The 14,832-nt window shown below is 71.2% G+C and carries 13 protein-coding genes and 1 pseudogene; 4 read left to right on the top strand and 10 right to left on the bottom strand.

Translation table 11 applies throughout. From position 1 onward, the window contains the following. Positions 1 to 192: 192 nt before the first annotated feature. The gene (locus ACQPZW_RS05145; RefSeq protein ID WP_433793682.1) at positions 193 to 1,134 is read left to right on the top strand and encodes a 3-oxoacyl-ACP synthase III family protein; all 942 of its coding nucleotides are present in this window, start codon (positions 193 to 195) and stop codon (positions 1,132 to 1,134) included. 104 nt (positions 1,135 to 1,238) lie between these two features. On the opposite strand, the gene ACQPZW_RS05150 is transcribed toward ACQPZW_RS05145, so the two are convergent. Then, positions 1,239 to 1,583, bottom strand: coding sequence for a PRC-barrel domain-containing protein (locus ACQPZW_RS05150; RefSeq protein ID WP_433793683.1), 345 nt, complete (start codon positions 1,581 to 1,583; stop codon positions 1,239 to 1,241). 211 nt (positions 1,584 to 1,794) lie between these two features. Here ACQPZW_RS05150 and ACQPZW_RS05155 point away from each other — a divergent pair, with 211 nt between their 5' ends. After that, on the top strand, positions 1,795 to 2,475 hold the full coding sequence (locus ACQPZW_RS05155) for a hypothetical protein (protein ID WP_433793684.1): 681 nt from the start codon (positions 1,795 to 1,797) through the stop codon (positions 2,473 to 2,475). 98 nt (positions 2,476 to 2,573) lie between these two features. Here ACQPZW_RS05155 and ACQPZW_RS05160 read toward each other — a convergent pair whose 3' ends face one another. The 4 genes from ACQPZW_RS05160 to ACQPZW_RS05175 all read right to left on the bottom strand — a co-directional run bounded on the left by ACQPZW_RS05160 (position 2,574) and on the right by ACQPZW_RS05175 (position 8,094). Continuing rightward, positions 2,574 to 5,147 (bottom strand): hypothetical protein, encoded by a 2,574-nt coding sequence (locus ACQPZW_RS05160; protein WP_433793685.1) that lies wholly within the window; start codon positions 5,145 to 5,147, stop codon positions 2,574 to 2,576. Positions 5,148 to 5,291: 144 nt separating this feature from the next. Further along, on the bottom strand, positions 5,292 to 6,383 hold the full coding sequence (locus ACQPZW_RS05165) for a magnesium and cobalt transport protein CorA (RefSeq protein WP_433793686.1): 1,092 nt from the start codon (positions 6,381 to 6,383) through the stop codon (positions 5,292 to 5,294). 59 nt (positions 6,384 to 6,442) lie between these two features. Then, positions 6,443 to 7,186, bottom strand: coding sequence for an ABC transporter permease (locus ACQPZW_RS05170; RefSeq protein WP_433793687.1), 744 nt, complete (start codon positions 7,184 to 7,186; stop codon positions 6,443 to 6,445). Beyond that, positions 7,183 to 8,094 (bottom strand): ATP-binding cassette domain-containing protein, encoded by a 912-nt coding sequence (locus ACQPZW_RS05175; protein ID WP_433793688.1) that lies wholly within the window; start codon positions 8,092 to 8,094, stop codon positions 7,183 to 7,185. The genes ACQPZW_RS05170 and ACQPZW_RS05175 overlap by 4 nt, the downstream gene beginning before the upstream one ends. A 61-nt stretch (positions 8,095 to 8,155) precedes the next feature. Between ACQPZW_RS05175 and ACQPZW_RS05180 the strand changes: the two genes are divergently transcribed. Further along, positions 8,156 to 9,109, top strand: coding sequence for a helix-turn-helix transcriptional regulator (locus tag ACQPZW_RS05180; protein ID WP_433793689.1), 954 nt, complete (start codon positions 8,156 to 8,158; stop codon positions 9,107 to 9,109). Positions 9,110 to 9,243: 134 nt separating this feature from the next. On the opposite strand, the gene ACQPZW_RS05185 is transcribed toward ACQPZW_RS05180, so the two are convergent. From ACQPZW_RS05185 to ACQPZW_RS05200, 4 genes and pseudogenes are all read right to left on the bottom strand, one after another. Continuing rightward, a complete protein-coding gene (locus ACQPZW_RS05185; protein WP_433793690.1) occupies positions 9,244 to 10,275 on the bottom strand; it encodes a hypothetical protein in 1,032 nt (343 codons plus the stop codon). A gap of 146 nt (positions 10,276 to 10,421) precedes the next feature. Further along, positions 10,422 to 10,949, bottom strand: a pseudogene (locus ACQPZW_RS05190) (RNA polymerase sigma factor); the annotation flags it as partial. Between the two features lie 88 nt (positions 10,950 to 11,037). Next, positions 11,038 to 11,544 carry an N-acetyltransferase family protein gene (locus ACQPZW_RS05195; protein WP_433793691.1) on the bottom strand — a complete coding sequence of 169 codons (507 nt, stop codon included), beginning with the start codon at positions 11,542 to 11,544 and terminating at the stop codon, positions 11,038 to 11,040. Then, positions 11,537 to 12,082, bottom strand: coding sequence for a GNAT family N-acetyltransferase (locus ACQPZW_RS05200; RefSeq protein ID WP_433793692.1), 546 nt, complete (start codon positions 12,080 to 12,082; stop codon positions 11,537 to 11,539). Before ACQPZW_RS05200 ends, ACQPZW_RS05195 begins: the two co-directional genes overlap by 8 nt. A 127-nt stretch (positions 12,083 to 12,209) precedes the next feature. Between ACQPZW_RS05200 and ACQPZW_RS05205 the strand changes: the two genes are divergently transcribed. Continuing rightward, positions 12,210 to 13,514, top strand: a complete 1,305-nt coding sequence (locus ACQPZW_RS05205; protein WP_433793693.1) for a family 20 glycosylhydrolase — start codon at positions 12,210 to 12,212, stop codon at positions 13,512 to 13,514. On the opposite strand, the gene ACQPZW_RS05210 is transcribed toward ACQPZW_RS05205, so the two are convergent. Then, complete coding sequence (locus ACQPZW_RS05210; protein WP_433793694.1) at positions 13,477 to 14,748, bottom strand: cytochrome P450; 1,272 nt, start codon at positions 14,746 to 14,748, stop codon at positions 13,477 to 13,479. The genes ACQPZW_RS05205 and ACQPZW_RS05210 overlap by 38 nt on opposite strands. Positions 14,749 to 14,832 lie beyond the last annotated feature (84 nt).

Genomic DNA, 14,832 nt, shown 5'->3' on the forward strand with positions numbered 1-14,832 from the left:
CCCGGCCGATGGTGGCCTGCCGACTGTCCGTTCTTAATCAGCCGATCCGCCAGCTGATCGATCCGCACGTCACCGCCCTGCGGAACTACCTTTGCAGGGCGGTTGCGTGAAACGTGAAAACGTGCGGAGAGCTGGGAGAACAGACGTGGCGGTAGGCATTCTCGGTACCGGGTCGTACCTCCCGAGCGGGTCGTGACCAACGTGGACCTGCTCGCTCTGGTCCCGGACGCGGACCCCGAGTGGGTGGCCCGGAAGACCCTGATCGAGGCACGCAGATTCGCCGCTCCCGGCGAGGCGGCCTCCGACCTGGCGGCCCACGCGGCGCGAGCGGCGCTCCGGCGGGCCGGGGTGACGGCGGCCGAGATCGACTACATCGTCGTGTCGACCTCGACCGGCGACTCCCCGCAGCCGCCGACCTCGAACCTGGTGCAGCACACGATCGGCGCCACCGGGGCGGCCTGCTTCGACGTCAACGCCGTCTGTGCCGGGTTCGTCTTCGCGCTCGGCGTGGCGAACGGCCTGATCCAGACCCGGCCCGACGCCCTCGTCCTGGTGATCGCGTCGGACGTGTACTCACGGATCCTCGACTTCGGCGACCGGCGGACCGCGGTGCTCTTCGGTGACGGGGCCGGCGCGGCGGTCGTCGGCCGGGTGCCGGACGGCTACGGCATCATCGACCTGGAGCTTTCGTCCCGCGGGGACGCGAACGACCTGATCCACGTCAAGGCGGGCGGCAGCCGGCTGCCCGCGTCGGCGCAGACCGTCGCCGACGGGGACCACTTCTTCCGGATGAACGGCCGGGGCGTCCGCGACTTCGTGGCCACCGGGGTGCCGCCGGCGCTGGACGCGCTGCTGCGGCGCAACGAGTTCAAGGCCGAGGACGTCGACCACTTCGTCCCGCACCAGGCCAACGGCATCATGCTGCAGGAGCTGGTGGACTCGGCCGGCCTGCAGAACGCGCACACCCACCTGACGCTGCCCTGGTACGGCAACGTGGGCAGCGCCTCGCTCCCGGTCACCCTGGACGACGCCAACCACAACGGCTCGCTGCGCGACGGCGAGCTCGTGCTCCTGGCCGGGTTCGGCGGCGGCATGTCGGTGGGCGCCTGCCTGCTGCGCTGGGGCCGGGGCTGACCAGGGCCGTCTGGCTCTCACCGTCGGCTCAATGCTCTCGAGACGGCTCTCACCGTCGGCTCAGTGCTCTCGAGGCCGGTGAGAGCCGTCTGAGGCCCTCGGCCTCACTTCGGCTGGATCAGCCACTCCCAGGCGCGCCTCAGGCCGGTGGCGTGGTCCCCGGCCGGCTCGGCCGTGGCGTCGGCGCTCGGCGTGGCCAGGCGGTCGGCCGGTTCGGCGACGATCACGCCGTGCTCGAAGATGCCGTCCACCTGGTCGCCGGCCGCGTACCGATGCCCGTCGGCGGTCTTGACCAGGAGGCCGTGGAAGAGGTTCGTGTGCTCGTCGGCGAGCACGTGATCGACGGTGCCGACCTCGGCGCCGGAGCGGTCGTAGACGGCCGTGCCGTCCTCGAGGACGAGGTACGACACCGGGGCGCCGAGATCCTCTGGTGCGGTGTGCTGCGTCATGTCGTCGCATTACCCCGTCTCCCGCAGGATTCAGCCGGGTTCGTCAACATCATCTTTTCGGACCACTTGATCTAAACGTTTTGTCCGTATTACCTTTTTCACTCCGAAACGCCGCTAAAAATAATGGTGTTTGCGTGAATTCCGCATAGTGTCCGTTTTGTCAGGCCGGTCGAAGGTGACCGGCGGACTCACAGGCATTGGAGGAATCTCGATGCAGAAGACACGGCGAATCGGCGTGACCCTCGCGCTGGCGACCGCGGCCCTCGGCACGGCGGCGACCGTCGCCACCGCCCCGGCCGCCGCTGCTCCCCGCGGCCCCCAGCCGGTGTCGACCTGGCTCCAGTCGGTCCGTGCCGGCACCGGCAGCTGGGTGTCCATCCCCTGGCGCACCGACCGCCCGATCTGTGACGCCGAGGTCCGCGTCCGCGGTGAGCGGGTCCGCGTCGACTATCTCGGCACCGGCCGTTCGGCGTCGTTCAACCGCGCCGGCACTCTCCGGCCCGGGCGTACCGACTACACGAGGATCCGGGTCACGCCCTACCTGAAGCGGGCCGGGGTGGCCAGGCTGTGGGCGACGATCTCCTACGACGAGTGCGGCTTCCACGCCCGCACCAAGACGCGCACGGCGGTGCTCTCGCTGCCCGTGGTGCGCCACACCGGCCCGGGCGGCACCGACGGTCCGGGCGGTCCCGGGCACGGCCGGCCGGGCGGCCCGGACCACGGCGGTCCCGGCGCTCCGGGACACGGTGGTCCGGGCAAGGGCTCGCACGATCCGTCGGACGCCGCGAGCCCGGCGCAGGGCGGCCCTGGTCAGCACACCCCCCGTGGTGGCCAGGGCCCGTCCGGCGACGAGCCCTCCGGGGACCGGCCGGGCGACGACCCGCGCCCTTGATCACCGAGGGATGAATGGCGAATGAGGTGACGCCCGACCGGAATTCCGATCGGGCGTCACCTCTGGCCGTACGATTGCTGATCGATCTTTAATGCATTTCAGCGACGCGCCATGATCAATCCCGCGGGATCGGCGCAGACCAGCTCCAGGGCCCGGGCGACGACCGCCGGGTTGTACGTGCTGGCGTGGAACGTCGCCTCCAGGTGCAGGACGCCGTTCATCTCGCTGGTGGTGAGCGTGATCCCCTCCGGCCCGTTGAGCGTCGGCACGCTCTGGTTGACCCGCCCGGCCGGCTCGACCGCCCACGGCAGGTCGCCGAGCACGTCGTGCCGCCCCTGGTTGCTGAAGGTCAGCCGGGGCCGGGCCTCGACCGCGATCTCGGACGGGAACGGGTCCGGCATGCCCGGCGCGCCGGTCAGCAGGATCTTGCCCGCACGCAGCAGCATCATGGTCAGGATCCGGCCGGTGGCCAGCTCCGCCTTGAGCGTCCGGTGGATGGCGAGCGGGTCGGTCAGGCTCGGCGGCGTCAGGTACGGCCCCATGCAGAAGTTGCTGTCGATGCTGACGCCTTCGTTCAGGTAGCGCCGTGCGTCGGCGAGGAACGTGCCGCCCCGCAGGTCCGGGTCGAGACCCAGTTCGACCAGCGCCGACGTGAAGGCGGCGAACGTGATCGCCGAGGTGGTGACGCCCGGCGCGTACTGGTCACGCCACTGCCGCATCTGGCCGAGCACCTGGCCGGAGCGAGCCGTCGTCACGGTCAGGTTCGCCTGCCACGGGCGCGACGGGCCCTCCTCGGTGTGCGGCGGCCGGGCGAAGCTCAGCCCCTCCTTCCAGCGCGACGGCTGCAGGCCGAACTGCTTCCACCAGGCCTTCGCCAGGGCGGTGCGGTGCCGCTTCGACGGCGCGATCCGGGCCGCGCGGCCCTCGTACGCCGCCTGGACCAGCTCGTGGAGAAGGGTGTTGACCGGGCCGGCATCGCCGTAGGCGTGCGACACCTTGAGCGCGAGGTATCCGCCGCCGACCAGGACCCGCACCGGGTGGTCGGCTCGCGGCTCGGCCTGCAGCTGCCGGGTCATCGCGTCGAAGTCGACCGGGCCGGGCCCGAGGTCGGTGACCGCGTCCTGCACCCACCCGGCGAACGACACGGCGTCCATGTGCTGCCACTTCGCGCCGGAGCGGTCCAGCCGGGAGACCGCCCGATGAGTGGGGTCGGCGGCGTGCAGGCCGGTCAGGGCGTCACGGACCCGGTTCGCGTCGACGCCGGTCAGCGGGCCGACGGTGCGGATGTACTCCAGGGGGAGCCAGGCGCGCTCGTGCAGGGTGAGGCTGGTGGTGGACATGACGTTGACTCCCTCTGTTACCGCGGACATGTCGGCGACCGGTGCGAAGACGACCTTCAGCACGATCGGGGCGACCAGCACCGTCTCGATGGCCATCACGACGGCCACCGCGGTGACCAGGTCGTTCAGATCGCCGTGAGTGCCGGCCCACCAGGCGGCCAGCAACTCGGCGACGCCCGCGAAGACCGAGAAGATCCCCGCGCCGCGCAGACGGTTCTGCACCCGGGAGATGGCCAGGAAGAAGTGGTGGAAGACGAACGGGACGTAGGTCAGGGACAGAATCGCCAGCGCCCGGCCCGCCGACTCGGCGTAGCCCGCGCCGAACAGGCCCATGATCTGCTCGGACAGCAGCAGCACCACGAGTGAGGCGGGCAGACCGCCACCGAGGCAGATCAGCAGGCCGACACGAACCTTGCCGCGCAGCGCGCTCCGGTCGCCGGCGGTCACCGCGAACAGCGTGAGGGCGACGTTGCCCGGCACCATCGCCATGAACGACAGCACCATGAACGCGGTGTAGAACGCGGCGTTGGCCTCCGCCGAGAGGGTCGCCGTGACGATCAGCGGCAGGGCGGCCCGGGGCAGGTACGTGGCCAGGTTCAGCAGGTTGTGGTCGAAGGTGGCCCGGCCGCGGCCGCGCATCAGCGACGGTCGCGGGCGCAACGAGTCGATCATGCCGCGGCGGCGCAGCACCCGGAACAGGATCGCGGTCGACGCGACGATGCCGGCCACCCAGGTCAGCAGCAGCACCGGGCCGGTCAGCGCGAGGCCCGGGATGATCGCCACCAGGCCCAGCAGCACCAGCTTGATCAGCGAGAACCAGGCGTTGCGCATCAGCTGGAGCGGGCCCTGCAGCAGGCCGACCATGGCCTCGTCGAGGACCAGCGTCATGGCGTTCAGCGCGATGCCCACGACCAGCAGGACGGTGCCGGCGCTGCCGCCGAGCGCGTCCCGCAGGCTCGGCGCCCACTGGGCGGCCAGGACGTACACCAGTCCACCGGCGGTCGCCGCGGTTCCCGCGGTGAGCAGGCAGGTGGAGATCAGGTCCCATTTGCCGCGGGCGACCGTGGGCAGCTCGGAGATGAGCATGGTGCCCATGCCGAACATGCCGATCGTGCCGATCAGGGTCATCGCCGACACCGCGGCCGACGCCTGGCCGACCGCGGACTGCGGGGCCAGGTGGGCCGCGACCCACCAGTAGGCGAACCCGAACGCGGACGTGACGAGAGTCGTCGCCATCAGCGAGCCCGCGTTGAGGAACAGATCGACGTGGCCCTTGAGCGCGGTGAAGATGCCGTGCCGGGCATGCCGTGGCAAGGCGTCGGTTGCCGTCACGCTGATTCCCCCCAATGATCGACTCAGTTACCGAACTTAGTAACTCGCCGTGTTCATCGGTAGGGTGTTAAGCGTTACTTCGTCCGACCGTCTGGCCTGCAAAACGACCGAATCGGCCGACTTTGGCCTAGTGACTTTGAGTGACTATAGCCAGCCGGACTTCTTGAGGCGGTGATATACGCCACCGCCGATGAGTGACATCGCGGCGATCGAGGCGTAGAAGCCGTACGGGGACTCCAGCCCCGGCATCTCGTCGAAGTTCATTCCGAAGATGCCCGCGATGACGGTCGGCACCGCGGCGATGGCCGCCCACGAGGCGATCTTGCGCATGTCGTGGTTCTGGTCGACCGACACCTGCGCGAGCCGGGCCTGCAGGATCGAGTTGAGCAGGTCGTCGAAGCTGCCGACCCGGTCGACGGCCCGCGCCAGCCGCCCGCGCACGTCCTCCAGATAGGGCTGCAGCTCGGCCGGGAGCGCCGGCGACCCGATCAGCCGGGCCAGCGGCTCGGACAGGGGCAGCACCGCCCGCTTGAACTCCACCATCTCCCGTTTGAGCTGGTAGATGTGGGCGAACTCGGAGGTGCGCTCGGGGGCGAAGGTCTCCTCCTCGATGCGCTCCAGATCCCGCTCCACGTGCTCGGCCACATCCAGGTAGCTGTCGACCATCCGGCTGCCCACCGCGTACGCCACCGACCACGGCCCCTGGCGCAGCACCTCGGGCCGGTTCTGCAGCTCGTTGCGCACCGCCCAGAGCGGGCCGACCGGGCCGTGCCGCACGGTGATCGCGAACCACGGGCCGATCAGCACGGTGACGTCCCCGGTCTCCACCACCTCGGAGGTGGCGGTCAACCGGTCGTGCTCGACGTAGCGGGCGGTCCGCAGCACCAGCCGGGTCACGTCGCCGAGCGTGTGCACACCGGGCCGGTGGCCGCCCGCGACCGCCTGCTCGACGAGAAGCTCGTGCAGGCCGAACACCTCGGCGACCGGGCGCATCGTGGCCAGGTCGGGCTCGTGCAGGCCGAGCCAGACGAACGAGCCGCGACGGCGCCGGGCCACGCGGGCCGCCTCCGTGAACGGGACCTGCGCCGCCCCGCCGTGCCGTTGCCCGCCCGCGTAGACCGCGCAGTCGACGATCGCGTCCGGATTGCCGGAGCGTGCCGTCTTCTCGCCGCCGGCCGGGCGGGTGAGGGCGCCCAGGAACTCCTGGACCACCCCGGAAATCAGTCGGCGTCGCATCCGCCCGCCACCTTCCACCTCGCCGTGAGCTGCGAGGGACAAGGTAGCGGGCGCACGCCTCAGTCGGAGCGCTGCATCGCGCGGACTCCGACTATCAGGCCCAGCGCGCCGACCAGAGCCGCGGCGACCACGCCCTCGAGTGTGTGCCGGGCCCACACGTCGCCGTTGAAGAGGGCACGCTCGGCGTTCACCACGTACGTCATCGGGTTGACCTTGGAGAGCGCCTGCAGCCAGCCCGGCCCGTCGTCCAGCGGCAGCAGCACCCCGGCCAGCAGGAGCAGCGGGAAGAGCAGGGTCTGCTGCACGGTCCAGAACATCCACTCCTTGTTCTTCGAGGCCAGCGCCAGGGTGTACGACAGCGCGCCCAGACCGACGCAGAACCCGGCCAGGATGAGCAGCCCGAGCAGCGCCCCGGCGAGGTGCAGCTCGAACCCGAACGGGATGCAGACCGCCACGATCAGGACGGCCTGGGCGATCATCGGGACGATCTCCTTGAGGGCCCGGCCCACCAGCAGCGCGGGCCTCCGCAGCGGGGTGACGAGCATCCGCTCGTGGGAGCCGGTCTGCATCTCGTAGAGCAGGTTGGAGCCGGTCATCGAGGAGCCGAACAGGCAGGACATCACGATGACGCCGGGCACGAACCACTGCAGCGCGGTGTCCCCGGGCAGCAGCGGCGCGAACAGCCCGAGGAAGAACAGCGGCTGCACCATCGAGAAGATCACGGAGAACGGGTCGCGGAGGATCGGCCGCAGCTCGCGGCTGAAGACGACCCGGGTGTCGGTGACGAGAGAAGTCATGGTCATGCCCCCACGAGAGTGCTTGCTTCTTCGCGCAGACTGCGCCCGGTCAGAGTGAGGAAGACGTCGTCGAGAGTCGGGCGGACGACCTCGATGGAGACCGGCCCGAAAGAGGCCAGCCGGGCGGCGAGCCCCGGCCCGTCCTCGGTGGTGATCCGGACCAGGGAGCCGTCCCGCGTCCCGCCCGGCACGAGTGAGGCCTGGGCCGGGGAGTCGAAGCCGAGGATCACCCGGTCGCCGACGTGCTTGGCCTTGAGCTGCTGAGGAGTGTCGTCGGCGATGATCCGGCCGTGGTCGATCACCACCACCCGCTCGGCCATCGAGTCGGCCTCGTCCAGGTAGTGCGTGGTCAGCACGATCGTGGTCCCGTGCTCGGCGCGCAGCCGCACGATGTGCTCCTGCAGATTGGCCCGGTTCTGCGGGTCCAGCCCGGTCGACGGCTCGTCGAGGAAGAGCAGCTCGGGCGCGTGGATCAGGCCCATCGCGATGTCCAGGCGGCGGCGCTGGCCGCCGGAGAGGGTGGAGACGGTACGGTTCGCGACCTCGCCGAGCCCCAGGGAGTCGATCAGCTCGTCGGCGCGTCTCCGGGCGGCGGGGACCCGCATGCCGTACGCCCGGCCCTGGCTGATCAGCTCGTCCCGGCCGCGCTGGCTGTGCCCGGCGCCGTTGCCCTGTCCGATGTAGCCGATCCGCAGCCGGACCTCGCGCTGCTGCCGGAGCACGTCGAAGCCGGCCACCCGGGCGCTGCCGCTGGTCGGCGGAATGAGGGTGGTGAGCATCCGCAGCGTGGTCGACTTGCCGGCCCCGTTGGGCCCGAGCAGCGCGACCAGTTCGCCCCGGGCCACCGTCAGATCGATGCCGTCGACCGCCCGGACGTCCTTGAACCGCTTCGTCAGCTCTCGCGTCTCAATCATGCTTCGACGATAGGATTCACTGCGGCCACTTTCTGACCGCAATAGCGGAGAGTCTGATGTCATGGCGAACACGAGTGCACGGATGCTGCGATTGCTGTCGCTGCTGCAGACCCATCGCTACTGGCCGGGTTCCGAGCTCGCCGATCGTCTCGAGGTCAGCGCCCGTACGCTGCGCCGCGACGTGGACCGCCTGCGTGACCTGGGCTATCCGGTGGACGCCGCCCGCGGTGTCGCCGGGGGCTACCAGCTGCAGGCCGGTGCGGCGATGCCGCCCCTGCTGCTCGACGACGAGGAGGCGGTGGCCATCGCGGTCGGCCTGCGCAGCGCCGCGGCGGGCGCGGTCGCCGGATTCGAGGAGACCTCGGTACGGGCGCTGGCCAAGGTGATCCAGCTGCTCCCGCCGCGGTTGCGCCGCCGCATCGACGCCCTGCAGGCGGTCACCGCCCCCGGCGTGTTCGGTGGCGGGCCGGTCCTCGACGCGCTGACCCTGACCACGCTCGCGATGGCCTGCCGCGGCGAGGAGCGGCTGCGTTTCGACTACGCCCCGCGCGAGGGGGAGCCCGCCCGCCGCCATGTGGAGCCGCACCGCCTGGTCTCGCTCGGTCACCGGTGGTATCTGGTGGCCTGGGACCTGGAGCGTGGTGACTGGCGCAGCTTCCGGGTGGACCGGCTCACCGCCCCGGAGCCGACCGGTGCTCGTTTCCGCCCGCGCGAGCTGCCCGGCGGTGACCCGGTCGAGTGGCTGCGCTCGCGGATGCGGACCATCCCCAGCCGCTACGACGTGTCGGTGGTGATCGAGGCCGACGTCGCGACGGTCCAGGGCTTCGTCGGATCCTGGGGCCGGGCCGAGGAGCTGCCGGAGGGCGGCTGCCGTCTGCGGATGAACGTCGACGACCTGGGCTGGCCCGTGATGGTGCTCGGTGTGCTGGCCGCGCCTTTCACCGTGGAGTCACCCGATGAGCTGCGTGACCTCGCGCGCCGCACCGGGGAGACCCTGGTGCGGCACGCGGTCTGACGTCTTTGGACGGACCGGCACCCCCGTGGCGCCGGTCCGCAGGAGAGAACCTACTGACGGGGTACGACAAATTCCTGTCACGTTTGAGCGCGGCCTTATATCAACCTCACCGAACCTCGCGAGCCGCACGGGACTCAGCCGCGGCGTACCGACTCCGTGAGTCGCAGGACCTGGTCCGGAGTGAACGTCCGTGGGGTGATCACCCGGACGATCGAGCGGTCCGCGAGTCTCACCTGCGCCATCCAGAAGTCCCGGCACTGGAACAGGTCGGCCGGGCGGCCCTGCACGGTGACCTTCGACGCCTTCTCCAGGTCCTGGACCTCGGCGGCCTTGAAGAGCGGCCGTGACTTCGGGGTCCACTGCACCTGGAAGTCGATCTCCGGGTGGGCCGGATCGCGGTACATCAGGATGCTCTCGTCCTTGAAGGCGGCCAGCTCCCAGCCGTCCGGGATCAGGCCCACGATCACCTCGAAGTGCAGCCGCTGCGGCTTGTCCTGGACCCTTCCGGCCAGCTCGACCAGGGCTCGGGGGGTGCCGTACCGCCCCTGGCCGGTCAGGCGCAGCCACACGCCGTCGCGGTGTTCCCAGATCAGGGTGAGCGGGGGCTTGCCGGTGTCGGAGGTTCCGTCGAACGGCAGGAGGCGGCCGGGTCGCCCGTCGATCTCCACATCGGTCGGCTCGCTGCCGAAGCCGGGCGATGATTCGCTCTCGGTGGCGCTGCTGAGATAGACGTCGCTGTAGTCGTCGGACAGGTAGACCGCGATGATCGGGCCGCCGGGGTCGGCGGTGAACCTCGCGTCACCCAGGCCGGGAATCGTGTACGGGAAGCCGGGCGCGGTGGCCGCCACCAGCCGGATCCCGCTCGCGGTGGCCGTCGTGCCGGAGGGCGCGGCGCTGGGCACGGTGGTCGGGACGATGGTGGGCGTTGCGTCCGGGCGAGTGTTCTCCGGGCGGGGGACGACCACGACGGCGACGGCCACAGCGGCGGCCAGGCCGAGCCCGGCGAGCATCGGGCCGCGGCGGAACAGAGCCGGCCGCCGGTCCGATGCGGGTGCGGTGGTGGTGTCCAGGCCGGAGAGCAGCCGGGCACGCGCCGCGGCCAGCGCCGCATCCGAGGCGGGCGGGGCGTCGGGACCGAACTGGTCGAGTAGTTCCAGGTCGTTCATCTCCCCACCTCCGAGGGGTTGGACGCGGCCGAGGGGCCGGGCGCGGATGAGGGGCCGGGCGCGGCCGAGGCGCCGGGCGCGGATGAGGAGCCGGACGCGGATGAGGGGCCGGGCGGGGACGTCGGGTCGAACAGGGCGGAGGGCTCCAGGGCGGCGCGGGTCACCTTGCGTGCCCGGTTGATCCGGGAGCGGACCGTCCCCACCGGGATCTCCAGGGTCGCGGCGATCTCGGCGTACGACAGCTGGGCATAGGCCAGAAGCAACAGCGCGTCGCGATCGCTCGGCTTGAGTCTCGCCAGTGCCGCGGCCAGGTCGGCCCGCAGGGCCGCGGCGTCCACCCGGTCGTCGGCCCGGTCGTCGTCGTGCGCGTCGGGCTGCTCCCGGGCGGCCCGGGCCAGCGCCCGGTAGCGCCGCTCCTCCTGCCGGACGTGCCGGTGCAGGACGTTGGTGGCGATGCCGAACAACCAGGGGCGCACCTCCAGGCCGAGCGGCTGGTAGGCGGCGCGTCTGCGGAAGGCGATCAGGAACGTCTCGGCGAGCAGGTCGTCCGCGGGCGCTCCGATCCGGCGGGCCAGATAGCGGTGGATCGCCACCGCGTGCCGGTCGAAGAGCGGCGCGAACTGTTCCGGCTCCCGAACCGATTCCCGGATCAGCACGTCGTCGGCGAGGTGCATCGGTTGCGAGCGTAGGTCGTTCACACCCGTTGATGCCCGAACCGGCGCATCCGGTTCACGCCGGGCGCCGCTGACGACCACACGAGCGCTAGATCGGCCGGGAGAGGCGCCACGACCAGGCGTCGTCGGCCTCGGTGGAGCCGTAGGTGCGGCGCCGCTCGACCTTGCGGAAACCGCGCGCCTCGTAGAACGGGATGCCCAGCTCGTTGCCGTCCAGCGCGGCCACCCACATCTCGGTGGCGCCCAGCTCGCGCAACTGCCCGGTGATCCGGTCCAGCAGCAGCGTGCCGAGGCCACGGCCGCGCTCGTCCCAGTCGAGGTAGAGCACGAACAGCTCGCCGACGCCGGGGGCGGTGAGGCCCCCTCCGGCCGCGCCCAGGACCCGGCCGTCCTCCTCGACGACCTGGTAGCCCAGCCAGCCCGGTGGCGCCGCGGGCACCTCTTTGGACACCCGTTCCAGCCGGTAGAACTCGTCGAGCATCCGCTCGATGAACTCGCTGCTCAGCAGATCCGGATAGGTCTGCCGGTAGCCGCGCGTGCAGATGTCGACGATCGCGGGGGCGTCTCCCTCGGTCGCTGCCCGAACCTCAGCCATGCGGGGAGGATATGTCCCGCTGCCGGATGTGGTCGTCGTGCCACTCGGAGCCGACCAGGAACCGTTTCACCCCGACGATCTCGAAGCCGTGCTTGGCGTAGAACTTCGCGGCCCGCACGTTGCGCTGGTTGACGCCGAGCCAGCAGGACGCGGCCCCGGTCCCGGAGGCGGCGGCGAGCGTCGCGGTCATCAGCGCGGCCGCGGCCCCGGTGCCGTGCCGTTCCGGCGCCAGATAGAACTTGCTCAGCTCGATGCTGGTGGCCTGGTCGACCACGGCGGCCACGTCCGGGTCGGCGATCGGGCCGCCGACCAGCATGGAGTAGCCGGTCGGCTCGCCGTCGACGGAGACGAGCGCCAGGATGCGGGCCGGGTCGGCCAGGTAGCCGGCGAAACTCTCCACCGACAGGTTCTTCGCGATGAACGCGTCGATGTCGGCCTGGGCGGTCCCCGGCGGGCAGGCCAGCCCGAACGTCCGGGCGGCCAGGTCGTGCAGGGCCTCTTCGTCACCCGTGCGGGCGAGACGTGTGATGGTCGTCATGGCGAAACTGTTTACAATCTTCAGAGTGAGCGATCGGACGCAGCGACTCGGCGATGTTATCCCTCGACCGGCCTCGGTGCGGCCGGTCACGGCCGCATCGTTCAGGATCATTCCCGGCGGTACGGCGGTGAGCGCCCCGCCTCTTCTCGAAGGCGTCGCCGCGCATCTGAACCTGTCGACGGCCCCCGACGGCGCGATCGTCCTGGCGCTGGACGAGTCGCTCGCCGCCGAGGCGTACCGGCTGGAGATCACCGCGACCGGGGTGACCCTGGCCGGCGGCTCCCCGCAGGGCGTCTTCTGGGGGGTGCAGACGCTGCTCCAGTTCGGCACCGAGCTGCCCGGCGGCGTCATCGAGGACCATCCGCGGTATGCCTACCGCGGCGCCATGCTCGACCTGGCCCGGCACTTCTTCACCGTCGCCGAGATCAAGGCGCACGTCGACCTGCTGGTCCAGTTCAAGATCAATCACCTGCACCTGCACCTCACCGACGACCAGGGCTGGCGACTGGAGATCCCCGGCTGGCCCCGGCTCACCGAGGTCAGCGGAGGGGCGGGCACCGGCGTCGACGGGGCCGGCCCGGGTTTCCTCACCCTCGCCGAGTACAGCGACGTCGTCGCGTACGCGGCCGAGCGGTTCGTCACGATCGTCCCCGAGATCGACATGCCCGGCCACGTGAACGCGGTGCACGTGGCCTACCCGGAGCTGACCGCCGACGGGCAGCCGGTCGCGCCGCGCACCGACGCCGAGGTCGGCTACTCCTCGCTGGTCGCGGGCAAGGAGGAGACGTACGCCTTCGTCGAGACCGTGCTCAAGACGGTCGCCGGTCTCACCCCCGGCCCGTACCTGCACATCGGCGGTGACGAGTGCCTGTCCACGCCGCCGGAGGACTACCGCACGTTCCTCGACCGGGTGCTCCCGATCCCGGGCCGGTTCGGCAAGCGCGTGATCGGCTGGCACGAGATCGCCGCCGTCGACCTGCCCGAGGACGCGGTCGTGCAGTACTGGCGGATCGAGCCCGCCGACGACGCCGTGGCCCGGGCCGCCGCGTCCGGCCGCCGGGTGATCATCTCCCCGGCCGACCGCACCTACCTCGACATGAAGTACGACTCGGATACCCCGCTCGGGCTGGACTGGGCCGGGCACCTCGGCGTCGAGCGGGCCTACGACTGGGACCCCGCCGAACGCCTGCCCGGGGTCGGCGAGGAGGCGATCCTCGGTGTCGAGGCGCCCCTCTGGTCGGAGACCCTGCGCAGCGTCGACGACGTGCGCTACCTCACCCTTCCACGGCTGCCCGCCGTGGCCGAGGTGGCCTGGTCACCGCGCGACGGCCGGGACTGGCCGTCGTTCCGGGAGCGGCTGGCCGCCTTCGGGCCGCGCTGGACGGCCGACGGGGTCAACTTCCACCGCTCACCGGAGATCGACTGGCACTGACCGCGGGCACGGCCGCCGGCATCCGGTGCTCCGGCACGACCAAGCGGATCCGGTCCCGGGGCAGCGCCGGGATCCGGGACAGCCTGATGCCGGTGTCCTGCGGCGGCAGGTAGTGGTCCAGCTCGGCGAGCCGGCGTGACAGTGTGCCCAGCAGCGCGATCGTGATCTTCTCGCCCGGGCAGCGGTGGCCGGTCCGCGGATCGCCGCCACCCTGCGGGATCAGCTCGAACTCGCCGATCTCCCGCCCGAGGAAGCGGTCCGGGTCGAACCGGTACGGGTCGGTCCACAGCTCCGGGTCGTGGTTCTGGCCGTAGACGTCGAGCAGCACCAGGGTCCCGGCCGGGATCGGCTCGCCCTGGAAGAACAGGTCACGGGTCGCCCGGCCGCCCAGGAACGGCGCGAACGGGTAGAAGCGGCGCACCTCGTGCGTGAACGCCAGCGTGTAGTCGTCGTCACCGGCCCGCATCCGGGACTGGTGACGCGGCCACATGTCCATGGCATGCGCCGCGAAGGCGACGAACCAGGCGACGGCGATCGTCGGGCGCAGGATGTTCAGCAGTTCGACGGCCGCGGTCCGCGGGTCCAGGGGGACACCGGCGTCGCTGTGGTGCGCGACCACCGACAGCGGGCTCGTGGTGGGCGGCTTCGACCGTACCCCCGAAATGATCTTCGCAAGCCGGCGCTCCCACACCTGCCGCGCCACCAGCGCCCGCGCCGTGCGCGGACCCACCGTCGCGAAGCCGTCCACCATCGCCGTGCAGTCCCGGGCGAGAGCCGCGATCTCCCGATCTTCCAGGGGTACGCCCACCCAGCGCGACACCGCACGCGCGAGGACCCGCGCCGTCTCGTCGAGCAGGCGCACCGGCGGTCCACCCCGCCAGGTGTCGGCAGCGGCGTCGAACTCCTCGCCGGCGATCTTCGCGAGCCGGTCGATCCCGTCACCCAGCAGCAACGACGTGAACAGAGGCTTCCGCCGCCGATGATCGTCGCCGTCCAGGGTGTGCACCGCACCCGCGCCGAAGAGCGTGTGCACCACGAGACCGGGCAGCGCGGTGTGCCGTTCCAGGTTTCCGGCGCCGTAGAAGAACCGGGTGGCTGCGGATCCGCAGATGCCCACCGCCGGTTGTCCCATCACCCGGGTCCGCACCGGCCCGCCACCGGCCCGGCGGCGAAGATCCGGCAGCCACGCGTACCCCTTCAGGGCGACGGCCAGTGTCTGATCGAGGTCAGCCATAGCCGACCTATTACCCACAGCACAGGCACGAAACGGTTACCCAGCGTTTTGGCCCTACTCTTGGTGGCCCACCGGGCGGGAGGA

Origin of the sequence: Actinoplanes sp. CA-252034 (assembly GCF_050956125.1) — a bacterium.
Lineage (GTDB): Bacteria > Actinomycetota > Actinomycetes > Mycobacteriales > Micromonosporaceae > Actinoplanes.